Source organism: Streptomyces sp. NPDC048192, from assembly GCF_043202415.1.
Taxonomy (GTDB): domain Bacteria; phylum Actinomycetota; class Actinomycetes; order Streptomycetales; family Streptomycetaceae; genus Streptomyces.
Window position 1 is genome coordinate 129,653 of the sequence record NZ_JBIDAL010000004.1, and the last position, 13,155, is coordinate 142,807.

The window sequence follows — 13,155 nt, forward strand, 5'->3', positions numbered from 1 at the left end:
GTCCGCAGCGTCCTAGCGTCCGACGGGCCGCCTTGTCGCAGGCCAGTAAGGGTGAGGGGTGCGGACGCTAGGTCGGACGCTGCGGACGCTGGACGGCTGTAGCGTCCGCAGCTTTGACGTGTCCGGGCCGCTGGTGTGCGGCCTGGCCCGGCGGTGTCTCCGGCTACGTCAGGGCTGTTCCGGCGGGGTACGGCCCTCCCCGGAAGGGGCCACCTCCGGCCAGAGGGAGGCCTGTGCGGGGTCGGACGCTGCGCGGTCTGCCGCCTCCATCCGGGACAGGATGTAGAGGCGGTGGCGCTGCTTGCCGGGACTACGCTGCGTGTCGTCCACCGTGATCCCGATCGAGCGCAGCAGCGGGGCTAGCCGCTTGACCCGGCCGCCGGCGCGGGTGGCGTCCTTGGGCCAGTTCGGCGGCCTCACCAGCGGTGTGGGCAGCGCTTCGAGCAACTGGGCGGCGGTGCCCTGCCACGTTCCCGCCTGGTCGACCAGGGCCGCGATGGCGGCGCCGAACGGGTCGCCCTCCAGCGCATCCGTGGCGACGTTCGCCGACGTGGCCAGGTAGTCGTCCAGGGTGTGCCAGTCCATGACCTGGTCGACGGCCGCGAGCACGCGGGCGAAGTCCGCCATGCGCGGCATGGTGTCCAGCCGCACCGACGGCAGCACGGCCAGCACGCAGGCCAGCAGATCGAACAGCGCCCCGAGCACGGCGGGCCGTACGGCCTCGAACGCTGCGTTCAGCTCTTCCTCGGTGCGGCGCCGGTCTTCCTCGATCAACTGGAGATCGAGCATGAGGAGCCGTTCGGCCAGGTCCCCGGCGAGTGCCCCGGCGTCGATCGTGGTCATGGCGAGCACCCGGCGGAACGTCAGGACCACGACGTCGTCGTCGGTGTACAGGGCCCGGTCCACGATGCCGTCACCGGTCACGGCCTTGCACAGGGTGTCGGACAGCCACGGCGGGATCGTGGAGACGTTGTCCAGGCACAGCGCCCACGAGTTGAAGGCCTGAGCCGCCCACGCTTTGATGTCGCGCGGCTGGCTCCGCTTGGACGCCGGAGATGGATCGATCAGGTTCACGACCATCTCGGCCGTCTTGGACTTGCCCGTGCCCTGCTCTCCCTTGAAGGTGAGCACAGGGTGCGGAATGTGGGGGATCCACGTCGCGACGAGCCATGCGGCAAGCTGCCGGAACGTGGGTTCGTCCATGTTCAGCAGCGAGTGGAGCTTGGCCAAGCCATCGCCGTCCAGGACGGGCGTGGGCATCGGGCCCATCGCGCCGGAGCGGCGGAAGAGCACCGGGGAGCGGTCGACCACGTGCCAGCCGGTGGCGGTGACCACGACCGCGCGGCCGTCGGCGGTGCCGAGGTCGACCACGATGGCGCCGCCGGCCGGGTCGGTCCCGACCCGCAGGCTCACCGGTACCGGGTCGCCGGAGTCGGCGATCCCTTCCAGGACGGTCATGGCGTCGGCGAGGGCGGACTGTGAGGCCACCTCGCCGTCGTAGGTGTCCGCGTACAGCCGGGCGAGCCGCTGCCGCAGACCGGCCTTGCCGCGGAGCGGGAGGGCGAGGTTCGGGCCGTCCAGGACGACCGCGTAGGGGCGGCCGTCGGTGGACATCACGAACCGGTACCCCTCCCGGGCGAGCGCGACGAGTCGGGAGGCGGCCGACGGCTTCTTGCCCCCGTCGTCGCCCATGCTCCGGCTGTCCTGCCGTCGACTGTTCACGGCCGCGTCCGTGGTGTTCACGCGGTCCGGTGTGGTGTTCACGGGTCGACTCGCGCCGTTCACGGGCGGGGCCGATCCGTTCACGGGCCCGTTCACGGTGTTCACGCGGGAACCGCCTCTCCGGTCGGGCCCGTGCACACGCGCACCGGTCGGGGCGCACGCAAGCAGTCGGGCCGCACGGTCGACCACACGGCGGTGTGCGGGGTCGATTCGTGCAGGGTGGGGGTCGACTGTCGGTCGGTCGGGTCGGCCGTCACGGGCGCGACGCCGACCGTCACGCCCGGCGTCACGCCCGTGACGCGGGGAGTCACGCAGGTCAGCGCGTTGCCGTGGGCGGCTGCGAGTCGGGCCAGCCATGGCAGGTCGACCGGACGGACGACGGGCTGAGTCGGGTCGACCCACCGCAGCAGCAACAGCGCGAGCGAGAGCGGCAGTCGGTCGGCCTTGGCGTGGTTGCAGTCGACGCACGCCAGCATGAGCGAGGTGACCGACCATGAACGCCATAGCGAGCACGGCACGACGTGGTCGAGGGTTGCCTCGCTCAGGTCGGTGAACGGGCGGCGGCAGTAGGCGCAGCGCTGCCCGTGGCGGCGCGCAAGCTGTTCCTTGCGTGTGCGCCGCCGCTTGGAGTTGAGCGGGTGTCCGTGGCGCACGACTACCACTCCGCCCGCATGGGCCGCAGCCACTTGCCGTCCGGCCCGGCCGGCGGGGTCAGTCCCACCAGGTAGCCGCCGGAGTCCGGGCGCACGATCAGCGGCGCGGGCTGGCTCCGGTCCCACTGGACCAGGTCGAAGGCGAACCGGCGGCGGTGGTAGTCCGGCAGTGCCTGCTTGTACAGCCACTCACGCGACCGGTCCCGGTCGACCCCGCCCAGTTCCCCGGACATCACCGCACCCAGCCGGATCAGAGTCTCGGTCGGCACGGCCGTGACACCCTCGTGGATGGCACGGGCCAGCATCAGCTTGCGGCGCGGCAGTTCGCGGAAGTCGGCCGACCGGTAGCGGTGCAGGCTGGACAGATAGATGGCCACGCCGACTTCCCCGGCCGTCATCGGACGGGAACGGGCGCCCTCGTACCAGAACGACAGGGCCAGCCGGTAGGCGAACCGGCGGCACGCGGCCACCTCCGAGAACTCATCGGAGGGAAGCCCCTCGAAGGTGCCGACCACCTCAGCGATCCCGGCCGGGCCCAGCGTCCGCACGGTGCCGTTCAGCGCGTCGTACAGGACGTCGGTGTCCGGCACGGGAACGGCGAGTTCATCGGCGGCCGTCTCGAACAGCGCGGCGGCGGCCTCCGTGACGGTCAGTTCCAGGCCCCTGATGGGGATGGTGGGGAAGTCCGCCCCGGCGGGGCGCCGGTCCATCTCCGCGAGGGAGAAGACCGGCGCCGCGCTCGGAGCCACGTGCGCGTACAGCGCGTCCAGGGCGGCGGTGCTCATGCGACCACCCCGAAGATCCGCGTGACGGTGCGGCGCAGCTTGATCAGGTATCCGTCCGGCAGCATCGGGCCCGCTGCAGGGTCGGCGAACATCTCGCGGATCTTCTGAGCCCACGTGGGCACCTCACCCGCCCCGCCGTACGCCAGCGCGAAGCGCACGGTGTCGATGACGGCCTCGTCGTCGTCCAGTTCTTCGAGGGTGAGTACGCCCGTGCCGCTGAACACGATGAGGCCCATCAGCTCATCGGCGGTCGGGTGGACCGAGATGCGGATCTCCACACGCGTCTGCCAGTCCTGCGGCTCCGGGCCGCCGAACAGGTCGACCTGAGTCCGCAGGCGAAGCGGGTTGATCGGCTCGGCGGGAACGCCGGTGACCTCGGGGAAAAGCGCGAGCACGGAGGCGCCGAACAGGTTCGCGATGAGCGGCTTGTAGAAGGCGCCCGGCATCGTCTTGCCGGACTCCCAGCGCTTCCACTGCCGGATCATCGTCTCGTCGTCCGGCAGCGGCTCGACCGAGACCTTGCGCAGCTCGCGAACCGCGTCCGCCTGGGACCAGTCGCGGACCTGACGCGCGGCGAGGACCTGCTGAGCCCACACGGGCCGTTCGGCAGTCGCTGCCTCGGTCGCAAGCGGGGAACCAGCGAGTACAGGCATGATGGATGTACCCCTTCGAGGGTCGGGGAGCGGCTGACTGCTTGGCGGTAGGTGGCCGCTCCTTGTCGTGTCGGGCCATAGCGACGTATGTGCGTCATGGCCCGCTTTCGCGTTCCAATCTGGTGCGCACCAGTAGCTTGCATCTGGTGCGCACCAGATGCAAGAGGGTGCGCCCGGAATCCGGGAGATTCGCGGTTGCTGCATGCTTCGAGGGAACGCCCGCGAAGGGGTGCATCGGTAGCCAACAGGCCCTAATAACCGGGGTGTTAAGAGTGGTGTTAACCCCTCCCGACCTGCGGGATTTGGTGCATCCTGGTGTGAGGTGCGAACGGCCTAGCGACTGGGGGCGGTATGCGTGAGTGAACGGCTGAGAGACGCTCGAAATGCTCGCGGTTGGTCTCAAGAACGCCTCGTGCGTGAGATCGAGCGATACGCCCGGCAACACATGCTCGACGTCCCGACGACCGCGAGCCTCCGCGTCTACGTCTCCGAGTGGGAGAACGGCAAGCGCAAGGTCTCAGCGCGCTTCGCAGCGATCCTCCGCCCTCTCCTCGGCCTCACCGATGGCGAGTTGTTCGGGGAAGTCCAGGCGGCCGTGCCGCCACTGACGGGCGGCTATGACGAACTGATCAACCGGATCGATTCGGCGCGAAGCGTCGGCCTCAGCATGGTGAAGACCTTCACCGATCAAACCGAGTTGTTCCGCACCATGGACCGGCAGATGGGTGCCGCCGCTCTGGTCGATCAGATGACGGGGCACCTTGCCAGACTCGAAGACGCCCTCACGTTCGCGGTTCTACCGGACGCCCGCCGGCCGATTGCTCAGGCCCTGGCTGCCGCCGCGACCCTCGCAGCCTGGCAGGCCTTGGACGCAGGTGCCGTTGAACGTGCCTGGCGAAACTACGAGCTGGGTAAGCGAGCGGCGCAGGAGGCCGGAGAGCCCATGTACCTCGCGCATGCCATGGCGGAACAGGCGTACGTGCTGTGTGAGGCGGGACGGCCGGAACTCGCCGTGGCGCTCGTACGCGACGCCCGCCGCGCCGGAGGGGACCACCTGTCGCCCCGACTTCAGACGTGGCTGTACGCAGCCGAGGCAGAGCTATGCGCCAAGGTTGGGCCCGAACTGGCCGACGACTGCCGGCGGGCGCTGGATATGGCCGCGTCCGTGCTGCCGCCTGGTGACGAAGCTAGGGACCCGGACATGTTGAGCATCTTCCTGAACGGCTCGCACCTGGCCCGATGGCGCGGCAACGCCCTTGCGATGCTCGGGGACGACGACGCGGTGAGCGACCTCTATCAGGCGCTTGACTCGCTCGATTCCACATTCGTTCGTGCCGAATCCGGGCTCCGATGTGACCTCGCCCAAGCGCATCTAGCCCGCGGCGAGTACGACCAGGCGCAGGAGCATCTTCGGACCGCACGCCTGTTGGCGAGCCGCACCGGATCGGTGCGGCATCGTCGCCGAATAGATCAGCTCACGCAGAGGCTGTAGACGTGCTCTTCTGCCTGTTCGCGAGCACATGCAGGAGGGCAACGAGGGTGCCGGAGCCCATGAGCTGACCGCGCGCCATCAGGTCCGGGATGTCCGCGAGCGGTACCCACTCGACACGGCCCGCTTCCTCTGCGTCGCTCGGCTCTCCTACCCGCTCGGCGCCGTGCGCTACGAAGATCTCGTGTGGTGAGTCCACCATGCCGACCATGGGCTGGTACGTGACAACGTGCTCAAGGTTGCCGGGGCGCCAGCCAGTCTCTTCCTCGACCTCCCGCGCGGCGCACGTACGGGCATCCTCGCCCGCGTCCACGATGCCGCCTGGGAGCTCCCAGCCCCACTGGTCCGGCACGAAGCGGTAGCGCCACAGCATGAGCACACGGTCTTGGTCGTCCAGCACGGCCGTGATCGCGACGTGCTGTAGCCGCACCACATGGTGTTCAAAGCGCTTCACGCCCGGCGGTTCGACGTCGACTAGCTCAAGCCTGACCCAGCGGTTGTCATACACGGGGCGCTCACCGTGGATCTGCCACGGCTCAAGCTCTCCCGACGCGGCTCCGGCGCGTCGCTGGCTGGGGGACGACGCCGGCACTCGGTAGGAGCTGCGGCCGTGCACCTCCAACACGCCTTCGGCTACCAGCCGCGCGAGCACCTGCCGCAGTGCGGTGCGGCCGATGTCGAGTTCCGTCGTCAGGGTGCGCTCAGACGGCATCTTGTCGCCGGGGGCGAGCTTTCCCCCTCCGACCCACTCTCGGATCGTGCGTTCCACCCGAGCCGTCTTGGTCTCTGCCATTCGCGCAGCACGCTCCCCATTCGTTGGCTGGTGCACACCAGCGTAGCCAGTCGAAACGCTGCCCGGCAGGTGACGTCTTCAAGAGTCACCTTGCTACAGAAAGTCATAGTCATCCGGCACGGGCTAGCAATGACCTCCCGCCTCCCCGTACCCGGTCAGGGGCCGACACGGACGCTTCCGCGCGTGGCCCGCTAGATGCTAAATAGCTGATCAGACCCTATGCAGGTTGCTAGTGACGTTGCTAGGTCTAGCAGGGCGGGTTGCTAGACCTAGCAGCGGTTCGGCCGCCCGTCGCCGTTACCGAGGGTGATAGAAGGAGCGGCCTACGGCCGCACGACCCTGGGCAGCTCGCTGCGCTCGCGCGCGACGGCCGCCGTACCTCGCTAAGCGCCGCCGCGCTCCACAGCGCCGCCAACGTGCGGCGGCGGCGCTTGTCGCGTTGCTTGTCGTCCGGCTTGTCGCTTGTCTTGTCTTGTCGCTTGTCGCCTTGCAGGTCACAAGCCGTTTTCGAGCGGCTGATGGCGGCTCTGGTGGCTTGTGTTTGAGGACGGGCGACAAGCGACAAGCGATCAGCCCCGGTTGCGTTGCCCCTCGCCTCCGTGGGCACGAAGAGACCACTCCAGCCGGGCGCGGGTGGCCTCTTCCTCGGCGGAACCCTCCGGGCTAGCGTCCACAGCGTCCACAACCCCAGATCCACTAAAAGCCGCCCTGACCTGGGAAAAGCCGCTCCTAGTAGCACTGCATCGTCGGACGCTGCGGACACTGGCGGACGCTAAACATTTTGTTTAGCGTCCAACGGAACAGTGCAGGTCAAACGGGGTCGAGGAGCCCCCTCGGACGCTGCGGACGCTGCTTTCCCTCAACTCTGTAGGACGACAGGGACGGCTTTTCAGGGCGGGGGCAGGATGGCGGTGGACCCAGTCGTCCGCCCCGCCTGAAAAGCCGTGGAGACCATCCAGAACGGCTGAGGTCCGACGGGATTCACCCCTGTGGGCCGTACGCCCCTTGGATGGCCCTCCGGACGGCCTTCCAAGGGGCGCGGCGCGCCGTCCCGAGGCCGTTACGCGGGTGTCAAGGGCAGAGCGGGCCCCCTCCCAAGTAAGAAGAGCACCACGGCGGCGGGGGTGTGCTCCTCTGTAGGTCCTGCCGCCGCGCGAGTCGGGGCAACACCGCCGGAGCACAGGCCGGCGCCACCAGGAGCGCGGCGGCTGGGGGAGCAGGTCTGCCCTCCGGTCCCCCCACCCTCAGGTCTTCCTCAGATATGTGGTGCAAGATCCATTCTGGGTCATATGGTCGGCTCCGGCGCGCCACCGACCAACAAAACGAGGGGAATCGTTTTCTCATGCGCATACGCGCTCGTTCTGCTCTGACATCGGCAGTGGCGTTGGCCGCAGCCGCGCTCATGACCGCAGCTGCCGTACCGGCCTCCGCAGCGGACGCTCCCGTCCCCCCTGACCAGAGTTACCAGGAACGCCTGGACAACGGCCAGCCCATCCCTCTCAACCGTGCGGAGGCGGGGCAGCACGAGGAGTCGAAGACGTTTCTCGCAGCGGCGGATGCCGACCATCTCAGCGAGCACGACACCGATGCCCTTCTGTCCTCGGGTCACTGGATCGCCTACCCCGTCGGCGCGACGCAGGAGACGGTGACGCAGGACCCAGAGGCCGGCACGCAGACAACGGTGACGAAGGTGACCAGCTCCGTCGCTGCTGAGAAGACGTCGACGGAGACCGTCCCGCTGGCGGCCCGCACGCAGTCCGGGTACCTCTCGCAGGCGTACTACCTCAAGGCAGCCGACGGCCGGAACTTCGCGTACTTCACCATGCGGGAGAACTTCAGCTACAACGGGCGGGCGATCACCGCGTACAGCCAGCCGGTCCTCAACCACAAGGTCTACGACTGGGCGGCGGTACTGGGCTGGTCCTTCAACGGGCTCGACCTGAGCGGGTCGCTGGGCCCGTCGTACTACCCGTGGGGCGGCGACGGTCACGGCGGTCTCCAGACGTGGCGCAAGGCGGACTTCAAGTACGACCAGCTCCACATCGACATCGGGTCGATCCACCGGTACCCGTGGCTGCACTTTTACCAGCACGCCGACGGCACCGAGTACTCCACCACGGGCATGTAGGCTGCACAATCGTGTGCCGGGGCGCCTGCGGGTTCCCCGGCCTTCGACTCCAGGGGACATGTGATGAAGAGGACCGTTCTCGGTGTAGCGGGGCTGTGGTTCATCATCGGGGCGGGCCTGGCGTCTGCACGGGGCTGGCCCGTCGCCCTGATCGCGCTGCTGGGGCTGGTCATGATTCTCTCGGCCGCTGCGGGGCGTGAGGTGTGGGCGCGACGGGGGCTGTGGCTGGCCGTCTTCGCCTCCGCCTATCTGGGGCTGTCGTGGTGCGTGGCTGAGCTGGCACGGGCCAGCGGGCAGCATCTGAGGGTGGACTCCGGAGAGGTGGGAGCGTACGTCCTGGGGCTGGGTGTCCCCGCCGTCGTGGCGTTGTGCGTCCTGCGTCGCTCTGACCGGCCCCGCTGACGCCGTTCCCGGCCTGCGTCTCACCGGGAACCTCGGCGGCGCCGACCCCTCCGGGAGTTCCGGCGCCGCTTCTGCCCTTCCGTGCGGGAACACACCTGCGAGGCGACGGAGCCGTGCGGGGGTGCACCTCGACGGCACGCCGGACAAACGACCGAGCGATCCAAGCGAAACCGCCTAGCTCAATCCGGGAAGCGAACGAGCAGCAGGCAACCGACGGCATTTCTCCGCGACGACGCCCCGAACGCCGCCGTACGGCGCTACTGGGTAGTGGGGCCTGGGGCGCGACACCCCACTACCCAGTAGCGCGCTCAGAAGACCTGTACCGGGGGGTTCCTACTGGGGACCCCACTACCAGTAGCCGCCCTCGGGGCTGGAGTAACGACCAGGGAAGGCGGCCGAAGAATGCCCGCCCGAAGGGCGGTCCTTCTTGCTCTTCCCGGCCCAACGAGCCGCAGACTCGGCACAGCGCCCGGCCCGATAGCGGCTCGCCGGCGCCCCGTCGCAGACGCGCAGGGGACCCTCGGCCAGGGCTCCGCGCGGACGGCAAACTAACGGCTAACATGCTGGTCATAAGGGGTTTCGGCCGCTATCGGAAGCGCTAACGTTAGCGGCCCCTCCCGCTAACGCCAGAGGCTCTTCCGGGCCCTGAGCCGGGCCGTCTGTGGGCCGTCCGAAGGCGACCAACGCCGACAGACGACGACAGTCGGTGACAGCTCTCCCCCAGGTCAGACATGGCGTGTTGGGCGTCACCGCAGGCGCCCATCCCCGAACGTGAGTTGAGGAACTCCAGAGCTTGGGCGCAGGATGGCCGGCATGACCTCCAGCGCACGCCCTCATCTGAACCGCCGGCTGGCCGCGTTCGGTACGACGATCTTCGCCGAGATGTCCGCGCTCGCCCTGTCCACCGGGTCGATCAACCTCGGCCAGGGCTTCCCCGACACCGACGGCCCCGAGGAGGTGCGGGAGGCGGCGGTGCGGGCGCTGCGCGAGGGCCGCGGCAACCAGTACCCGCCGGGCCCGGGCATCCCGGAGCTGCGCACCGCGATCGCCGCGCACCAGCTGCGCCGCTACGGGCTGCCGTACGACCCGGACACCGAGGTGCTGGTGACGGCGGGCGCCACGGAGGCGATCGCGGCGGCGCTGCTGGCGCTGGTGGAGCCGGGTGACGAGGTCGTCGCCCTGGAGCCGTACTACGACTCCTACGCGGCGAGCATCGCCATGGCGGGCGGCACCCGCGTGCCGGTCACGCTGCGCCCGCACGAGGGCTCCTTCCGCCTGGACCTGGACGAGCTGCGCGCCGCCGTCACCGGCCGCACCCGGCTGCTGCTGATCAACACCCCGCACAATCCGACCGGCACGGTCCTCACCCGCGCCGAACTGGCCACGATCGCCGAGCTGGCGGTCGAGCGGGACCTGCTGGTGGTCACGGACGAGGTCTACGAGCACCTCGTCTTCGACGACGCCGAGCACCTGCCCCTCGCGTCCTTCCCGGGCATGCGCGAGCGCACGGTGACGATCGGCTCGGCCGGCAAGACGTTCTCCTTCACGGGCTGGAAGGTCGGCTGGGTGACGTCCGCGCCGGAGCTGGTGGCCGCGGTGCGCTCGGCGAAGCAGTTCCTGACCTACGTCTCCTCCGGCCCCTTCCAGTACGCGGTCGCCGAGGCGCTCGCGCTGCCCGACTCCTACTTCGAGGAGTTCCGGCGGTCCATGCTGGCCCGGCGGGACATCCTGGCGCGGGGGCTGGCCGAGGCCGGGTTCGAGGTCTTCGTGCCGTCCGGCACCTACTTCATCACCACCGACATCCGGCCCCTCGGCGAGAAGGACGGCTTCGCGTTCTGCCGGTCCCTGCCCGAACGGGCGGGCGTGGTCGCCATTCCGAACGCCGTGTTCTACGACGACCGGGAGGCGGGGGCGCCGTACGTGCGCTTCGCCTTCTGCAAGCGGGAGGACGTGCTGCGAGAGGCGGCCGAACGGCTCCGGGCGCTGTGAGCGTCCCGTAGCGGCGCGGGGCCGTCCGCACGCGGCCCCGCAGACGGGTGACCGCGCGTGGTGCATCGGCGGTGCACCGTGCGGGCGGGCCGCGTTCTCGCGCATGGTGCTCAGATGTGACCCACGCCAGCCCGACGCATGCCAGCCCGACCCACGCCAGCCCGACCCGTGCCCCGGCCCTCGCCCGGCCCCGGGCCGTTCCGAAGCCGGTGCGGCGGGACCGTACCGGGCCGTCGCTGCTGCGCTCGGGCGGTGCCGCCGTGGGCCTCTTCCTCGGGGTACGGCTCACCGGTACGGCCGTGCTGGCCCTCGTCGCGCACGTCGCCGGCCGGGATCCGCTGCGGCTGCTCGCCCGGTCCTGGGACTCGGTGTGGTACCTGGGCATCGCCGCCCACGGCTACGGGCACGACCTGCCTTCCCACGACCCGGGCCCGCACAGCGACCTCGCGTTCTTTCCGCTGTACCCGGCGCTGCTGCGGGCGGTCACCGCGCTCACCCCGGTCGGCGGGGGCGCCGCCGGGCTGATGATCTCGTGGGCCGGGGCCGCCGTGGCCGCCGCCGGGATCCACGCGATCGGCACCCGGCTGCACGGGCCGGCCACCGGTGTCGCGCTGGTGCTGCTGTGGGGGCTGCTGCCGCACGCGGTGGTGCTGTCGATGGCGTACACCGAGCCGGTGCTGACCGCGTTCGCGGCCTGGTCGCTGTACGCGGTGCTGGCCGGGAACTGGCTGTGGGCGGGGGCGCTCGCGGCGGGCGCCGGGCTGGCGAGGCCGAACGGGTTCGCGGTCGCCGTCGCGGTGCTGGCGGCGGCCGGGGCCGAGCTGTGGCGGCGGCGCGGGCGGGTTTCCCCCAGGCTGTGGACGGGCGCGGCGCTCGCCCCGCTGGGCTGGACGGCGTACGTGCTGTGGGTCGGCCGGCGCCGGGGGGACCTGTTCGGGGGTTACTTCGAGGTGCAGCGGCGGTGGGGGTCGACGTTCGACTTCGGGCACGGCTCGCTGCTGTTCCTGCGCTCGATGCTGCTGCACGCCAGCCGGCTGGTGTTCCCGATGGCGCTGGTCCTGGTCGCGGCGGCGACGGTGCTGTACGCGCTGCTGCTCCTGGACCGCGCCCCGCTGCCGCTGCTGGTGTTCAGCGGGGTGCTGCTGCTGGTCGTGCTCGGCGGGTCGGGCTTCTTCGAGTGCAAGCCGCGGTTCCTGCTGCCGGCGTTCCCGCTGCTGCTGCCGCCGGCGGGCAGCCTGGCGCGAACGGCGCGAGCCCGGCCCTGGCACGCGACCGTGCTGGTCGCGGCCCTGGCCGGGCTCAGCTATGTCTACGGCGCGTACCTGGTGGTGTACGCGCACAAGCCGCTGTAGCCGGGGACGCGCCCTACTCGGCGCCGTCCTCGGGGTTCTCGGGCTCGTCCGCCTCGTTGACCTCCTGCTCCAGGCCGAGCTGCTCGACGAGCCAGCGGTCGAACTCGATCGCGGCCCGCACCCAGCTGACGGTCGAGGAGACGAAGTGGTTGATGTCGACGCCCGTGCCGATCAGCATCTGGGCCTCGCCGATCAGCCGGACGGTGCCGTCGTCGTGGGTGTGGGTGTACACCTTGGGCCACAGGGTGCGGCGGTTCCAGTCGTCGACGGACTCCAGCAGCTGCGGCTTCTCGTCGATCTTGTGCGGGCGGTCGTAGAACGTCCGCACCGAGAAGACGGCCTGCTCGGCCTCTCCGCGGAACATGAAGTACGTGCGGAACTGCTCCCACGGCGCCGCGAGGTCACCCTCCTCGTCGACGACGTACTTCAGCTCCATCTGGTCGAGGAGCTGCTTCACGAGATCCTGATCCGGGACGACGGGGCCCGCCGGTCCTTGGGGCTGCGGTTCGGGCTGGCCCCCGAAGTTCGGAATCGAGGACGGGTCGATGCTCACCGTGTACTTCCCTTCATGCGGATTCCGCCATCCTCCCCCATGCGGGGAGGGGGGAGGCAAGCCCCGACGCCCCCCTGTCCGCCATTGGCTGACATGATTCCGGCCGGAAGGGCGGCGGGCCGTGACGGGGACGGGGGCGCGGATGGCGGCACGGGGTGCACGGGCGGCGGAACGCGGCCGGACCAGGTGGGGAACCGTCGCGGCGATCCTGGCGCTGCCCGCGCTGATCCTCGGCTGCCTCGCGGTGATGGCGGTGCGGTTCGCGACGTCCGATCACCCCCTGGGCGGGGCCCCGGAGAAGGTGCCGTGCGCCGAGGCGCTGGCCTTCGGCGGGGCACGGCTCCCGGACGGGGCCTTCGAGGGCAGGTGCACGGTCCGGACCTGGCTGGACACCGACTACGAGGCCGAGTTCCGCCTGCCCCGGACCGAGCTGTGGTCGTGGCTGCGGCGGACCTATCCGCAGGCGCCCGCGCCGGACACCGGCTTCTGCGTCGGCGGCGGCGCGGATTTCTGCGTGGACATGGACAGCGCGGCCACGGTGCCGCCCGGCATCGACGCGAACGCGGTGCAGATCGACGTGACGTACGAGGGCCCTCGGCAGGCCCTCGTACGTTTCTCGGCGTTCACGGTGTGAGC

Annotated in this window: 12 protein-coding genes; 6 read left to right on the top strand and 6 right to left on the bottom strand. The window is 70.2% G+C overall.

Going from position 1 to position 13,155, the window contains the following annotated elements; genetic code table 11:
- Positions 1-168: 168 nt before the first annotated feature.
- From ACGFZN_RS08905 to ACGFZN_RS08920, 4 genes are read right to left on the bottom strand one after another with little or no spacing between them, the layout of a single operon-like run.
- Positions 169-1,764, bottom strand: a complete 1,596-nt coding sequence (locus ACGFZN_RS08905; protein ID WP_393857793.1) for an ATP-binding protein — start codon at positions 1,762-1,764, stop codon at positions 169-171.
- A 59-nt stretch (positions 1,765-1,823) separates the two neighbouring features.
- Positions 1,824-2,375 carry an HNH endonuclease gene (locus ACGFZN_RS08910; protein WP_393857794.1) on the bottom strand — a complete coding sequence of 184 codons (552 nt, stop codon included), beginning with the start codon at positions 2,373-2,375 and terminating at the stop codon, positions 1,824-1,826.
- Between the two features lie 2 nt (positions 2,376-2,377).
- Positions 2,378-3,160, bottom strand: a complete 783-nt coding sequence (locus tag ACGFZN_RS08915) for a hypothetical protein (protein WP_393857795.1) — start codon at positions 3,158-3,160, stop codon at positions 2,378-2,380.
- Positions 3,157-3,813: a hypothetical protein gene (locus tag ACGFZN_RS08920; RefSeq protein ID WP_393857796.1), complete on the bottom strand. Its 657-nt coding sequence runs from the start codon at positions 3,811-3,813 to the stop codon at positions 3,157-3,159. Before ACGFZN_RS08920 ends, ACGFZN_RS08915 begins: the two co-directional genes overlap by 4 nt.
- Positions 3,814-4,258: 445 nt before the next feature.
- On the opposite strand from ACGFZN_RS08920, the gene ACGFZN_RS08925 reads away from it, so the two are divergent.
- Positions 4,259-5,305 carry an XRE family transcriptional regulator gene (locus ACGFZN_RS08925; protein WP_393858108.1) on the top strand — a complete coding sequence of 349 codons (1,047 nt, stop codon included), beginning with the start codon at positions 4,259-4,261 and terminating at the stop codon, positions 5,303-5,305.
- On the opposite strand, the gene ACGFZN_RS08930 is transcribed toward ACGFZN_RS08925, so the two are convergent.
- The gene (locus ACGFZN_RS08930) at positions 5,289-6,095 is read right to left on the bottom strand and encodes an NUDIX domain-containing protein (protein ID WP_393857797.1); all 807 of its coding nucleotides are present in this window, start codon (positions 6,093-6,095) and stop codon (positions 5,289-5,291) included. The two genes, ACGFZN_RS08925 and ACGFZN_RS08930, sit on opposite strands and share 17 nt — an antisense overlap.
- Positions 6,096-7,497: 1,402 nt before the next feature.
- On the opposite strand from ACGFZN_RS08930, the gene ACGFZN_RS08935 reads away from it, so the two are divergent.
- From ACGFZN_RS08935 to ACGFZN_RS08950, 4 genes are all read left to right on the top strand, one after another.
- Positions 7,498-8,223, top strand: a complete 726-nt coding sequence (locus tag ACGFZN_RS08935) for a hypothetical protein (protein WP_393857798.1) — start codon at positions 7,498-7,500, stop codon at positions 8,221-8,223.
- A gap of 63 nt (positions 8,224-8,286) precedes the next feature.
- On the top strand, positions 8,287-8,625 hold the full coding sequence (locus tag ACGFZN_RS08940; protein WP_393857799.1) for a hypothetical protein: 339 nt from the start codon (positions 8,287-8,289) through the stop codon (positions 8,623-8,625).
- Positions 8,626-9,429: 804 nt separating this feature from the next.
- Entirely contained in the window at positions 9,430-10,614 is a 1,185-nt protein-coding gene (locus ACGFZN_RS08945; protein ID WP_393857800.1) for a pyridoxal phosphate-dependent aminotransferase, read from the top strand.
- Positions 10,615-10,730: 116 nt separating this feature from the next.
- Positions 10,731-11,966 carry a hypothetical protein gene (locus ACGFZN_RS08950; RefSeq protein WP_393857801.1) on the top strand — a complete coding sequence of 412 codons (1,236 nt, stop codon included), beginning with the start codon at positions 10,731-10,733 and terminating at the stop codon, positions 11,964-11,966.
- A 13-nt stretch (positions 11,967-11,979) separates the two neighbouring features.
- Here the strand turns inward: ACGFZN_RS08950 and ACGFZN_RS08955 are convergent, their stop codons facing one another.
- Positions 11,980-12,519, bottom strand: a complete 540-nt coding sequence (locus ACGFZN_RS08955; protein ID WP_393857802.1) for a YbjN domain-containing protein — start codon at positions 12,517-12,519, stop codon at positions 11,980-11,982.
- Between the two features lie 142 nt (positions 12,520-12,661).
- On the opposite strand from ACGFZN_RS08955, the gene ACGFZN_RS08960 reads away from it, so the two are divergent.
- Positions 12,662-13,153 (top strand): hypothetical protein, encoded by a 492-nt coding sequence (locus ACGFZN_RS08960; RefSeq protein ID WP_393857803.1) that lies wholly within the window; start codon positions 12,662-12,664, stop codon positions 13,151-13,153.
- Positions 13,154-13,155: the final 2 nt, after the last annotated feature.

Coding starts and splice junctions, on each gene's coding strand:
- ACGFZN_RS08915 (WP_393857795.1), bottom strand. CDS start 3,160: ATGAGCACCGCCGCCCTGGACGCGCTGTACGCGCACGTGGCTCCGAGC.
- ACGFZN_RS08920 (WP_393857796.1), bottom strand. CDS start 3,813: ATGCCTGTACTCGCTGGTTCCCCGCTTGCGACCGAGGCAGCGACTGCC.
- ACGFZN_RS08925 (WP_393858108.1), top strand. CDS start 4,259: ATGCTCGACGTCCCGACGACCGCGAGCCTCCGCGTCTACGTCTCCGAG.
- ACGFZN_RS08930 (WP_393857797.1), bottom strand. CDS start 6,095: ATGGCAGAGACCAAGACGGCTCGGGTGGAACGCACGATCCGAGAGTGG.
- ACGFZN_RS08935 (WP_393857798.1), top strand. CDS start 7,498: ATGACCGCAGCTGCCGTACCGGCCTCCGCAGCGGACGCTCCCGTCCCC.
- ACGFZN_RS08940 (WP_393857799.1), top strand. CDS start 8,287: ATGAAGAGGACCGTTCTCGGTGTAGCGGGGCTGTGGTTCATCATCGGG.
- ACGFZN_RS08945 (WP_393857800.1), top strand. CDS start 9,430: ATGGCCGGCATGACCTCCAGCGCACGCCCTCATCTGAACCGCCGGCTG.
- ACGFZN_RS08960 (WP_393857803.1), top strand. CDS start 12,662: ATGGCGGCACGGGGTGCACGGGCGGCGGAACGCGGCCGGACCAGGTGG.